Genomic DNA, 2,653 nt, shown 5'->3' with positions numbered 1-2,653 from the left:
GTAGCCGATAACAGCGGAGCTAAAGAAGTTTTAGTGATCCGTGTATTGGGCGGTACTGGTAAAAGGTACGCTTCAATCGGCGATAAGATAGTAGTTACTGTAAAAAGCGCTTTACCTTCAGGTAACGTTAAAAAAGGTACTGTATCAAAAGCCGTAGTAGTACGCACCAAAAAAGAGATCCGCAGAAAAGATGGTTCATACATCCGTTTCGACGATAACGCAGCTGTTTTGTTAAATAACCAGGACGAGCCAAGAGGCACACGTATCTTTGGCCCTGTTGCAAGAGAATTGCGTGAGAAACAATTTATGAAAATTGTATCATTAGCACCGGAGGTATTGTAACATGGAAAAGAAAAAAAACGCACAGCCTGGTAAATTAAAGATCCGCAAGGGCGACCTGGTAAAAGTTATTGCCGGTGATTCAAAAGGAACACAAGGTAAAATAGTTGAGGTAATAGTAGACAAAAACAAGGCTATTGTTGAAGGTGCCAATATGGTATCAAAACATACTAAGCCTAATGCTGCTAATCCAAACGGCGGAATTGTAAAACAAGAAGCTGCTATACATATTTCAAACCTAATGCTGGTTGATCCTAAAACAGGTAATACAACCCGTGTTGGCCGTAAGAAAAACGATGCCGGCAAATTAGTAAGGGTAGCAAAAAAATCAGGGGAGGAAATTAAGTAATGACTTACGTACCAAGATTAAAAACAAAATATAAGGACGAGATACGTACCGCGCTGAAAGATAAATTTCAGTACAAAAGCGTAATGCAAGTTCCTAAATTGGAGAAAATTGCCATTAACCAGGGTGTAGGTGGTGCTACAACCGACAAGAAATTGATCGAGAACACCATCACTGAGTTAACTACCATTACTGGTCAGCAGGCAGTTGCTTCAAAATCTAAAAAAGATATCTCAAACTTTAAATTACGTAAAAACATGCCTGTAGGCGTACGTGTAACTTTACGTGATAATACAATGTATGAGTTTTTAGATCGTTTGATCGCTGTAGCTTTGCCACGTATCCGTGACTTCAAAGGTATCAACGATAAAGGTTTTGACGGAAGAGGTAACTATACATTAGGTATATCTGAGCAAATCATATTCCCTGAAATTAACATTGACAAGATCAATAAAATTCAAGGTATGGATATTACCTTTGTAACCTCCGCAACTAACGATGTTGAAGCATTGGAGTTGTTGAAACAATTTGGATTACCATTTAAAAATCAAAATAGCAATGGCTAAAGAAGGTGTAAAAGCACGTGAAATTAAACGCGCTAAATTGGTTGCTAAATACGCAGAGAAAAGAGCAGCCCTTAAAGAAGCCGGCGATTATATTGGCTTAGATAAATTGCCTAAAGCTTCATCAGCGGTAAAATTACATAACCGTTGTAAATTAACCGGCCGTCCTCGTGGTTATATGCGCCAGTTTGGCATCTCACGTGTTACATTCCGTGATATGGCATTAGCTGGTAAAATACCGGGAGTAAAGAAAGCAAGCTGGTAAAAAATATCAATGTTCAAAAGTAAGGATTCAAAACATCGTAAAATACGTTTTGAATTCTTACTTTTGCGCTTTGCTTTTTAAAAAAGAATTAACCGATGGCAGGTCGTTCCGGATGTTACGGAAAGGAAACCACCGTCATAACACAATAAAATGAATACAGATCCAATCGCAGATTATCTTACAAGAGTAAGGAATGCTATTAAAGCCAACCATAGGGTTGTTGAAATTCCTGCATCAAATCTGAAAAAGGAAATCACGAAAGTGCTTTTCGACAAAGGTTACATTGCCAATTACAAGTTTGAGGAAGTTGGTCCGCAAGGCAGCATTAAAGTTGCATTAAAGTACCACCCGATAACTAAAATTTCTGCTATCCGTAGCATACAGCGCATCAGTAAACCAGGTTTGAGAAAATACGCAGGCACATCAAACATGCCAAGAGTATTAAATGGTTTAGGAATCGCTATCCTGTCAACTTCAAAAGGAGTAATGACTGATAAAGAAGCGCGTCAGCAAAATGTTGGTGGCGAAGTTTTATGCTACGTTTATTAATAGAAGGAAATTAAGCAATGTCAAGAGTAGGAAAAGCACCGATAGCACTGCCTGCAGGAGTTACTGTTACTGTATCAGCTGAGAATGTTGTTACTGTAAAAGGTCCTAAAGGTCAGTTAGAGCAAGCGGTTGATAGCGATATCACCATTGCACAGGAAGACGGCAACTTATTAGTTCAGCGCCCGTCTGATCAAAAACGTCATAAAGCGTTACACGGTTTATACCGCGCGCTTTTAAATAACATGGTAGTAGGCGTTACAGAAGGTTACAAAGTACAGCAAGAATTAGTTGGTGTAGGTTACCGTGCTACCAATACAGGTAATACTTTGGATTTAGTGTTGGGTTACTCTCACCACTACGTATTTGAATTACCAAAAGAAATTAAAGTTACAACCACTGCTGATAAGGGTAAAAACCCAACCATCATCTTGGAATCAATAGACAAACAACTTATTGGTCAGGTAGCAGCGAAGATCCGTTCGTTACGTGCACCAGAGCCTTACAAAGGTAAAGGTATCAAGTTTGTTGGCGAGGTATTAAGAAGAAAAGCAGGTAAATCAGCATCTAAAAAATAATCGTCATGGCAGCTAA

The 2,653-nt window shown here is 38.9% G+C and carries 6 protein-coding genes; all 6 read left to right on the top strand.

Annotated features, from left to right (window positions below; genetic code table 11):
- Nucleotides 1-342 (top strand): 50S ribosomal protein L14 (gene rplN / locus AAGC65_RS25840; RefSeq protein WP_343115336.1); only part of this gene is annotated, 342 nt, incomplete at its 5' end.
- Between the two features lies 1 nt (nt 343).
- Nucleotides 344-688: a 50S ribosomal protein L24 gene (rplX, locus tag AAGC65_RS25835; RefSeq protein ID WP_343115335.1), complete on the top strand. Its 345-nt coding sequence runs from the start codon at nt 344-346 to the stop codon at nt 686-688.
- On the top strand, nt 688-1,251 hold the full coding sequence (gene rplE, locus AAGC65_RS25830; protein WP_343115334.1) for a 50S ribosomal protein L5: 564 nt from the start codon (nt 688-690) through the stop codon (nt 1,249-1,251). Before rplX ends, rplE begins: the two co-directional genes overlap by 1 nt.
- A complete protein-coding gene (gene rpsN, locus AAGC65_RS25825) occupies nt 1,244-1,513 on the top strand; it encodes a 30S ribosomal protein S14 (RefSeq protein ID WP_343115333.1) in 270 nt (89 codons plus the stop codon). The genes rplE and rpsN overlap by 8 nt, the downstream gene beginning before the upstream one ends.
- A gap of 150 nt (nt 1,514-1,663) precedes the next feature.
- Nucleotides 1,664-2,062, top strand: coding sequence for a 30S ribosomal protein S8 (rpsH, locus tag AAGC65_RS25820; protein WP_166095868.1), 399 nt, complete (start codon nt 1,664-1,666; stop codon nt 2,060-2,062).
- A 17-nt stretch (nt 2,063-2,079) separates the two neighbouring features.
- Nucleotides 2,080-2,637 carry a 50S ribosomal protein L6 gene (gene rplF / locus AAGC65_RS25815; protein ID WP_343115332.1) on the top strand — a complete coding sequence of 186 codons (558 nt, stop codon included), beginning with the start codon at nt 2,080-2,082 and terminating at the stop codon, nt 2,635-2,637.
- Nucleotides 2,638-2,653 lie beyond the last annotated feature (16 nt).

The organism is Mucilaginibacter sp. (assembly GCF_039207105.1).
Taxonomy (GTDB): Bacteria; Bacteroidota; Bacteroidia; order Sphingobacteriales; family Sphingobacteriaceae; genus Mucilaginibacter.
The sequence above is the reverse complement of the archived record's forward strand: the minus strand, read 5'-3'. Positions and strand labels throughout refer to the sequence as shown.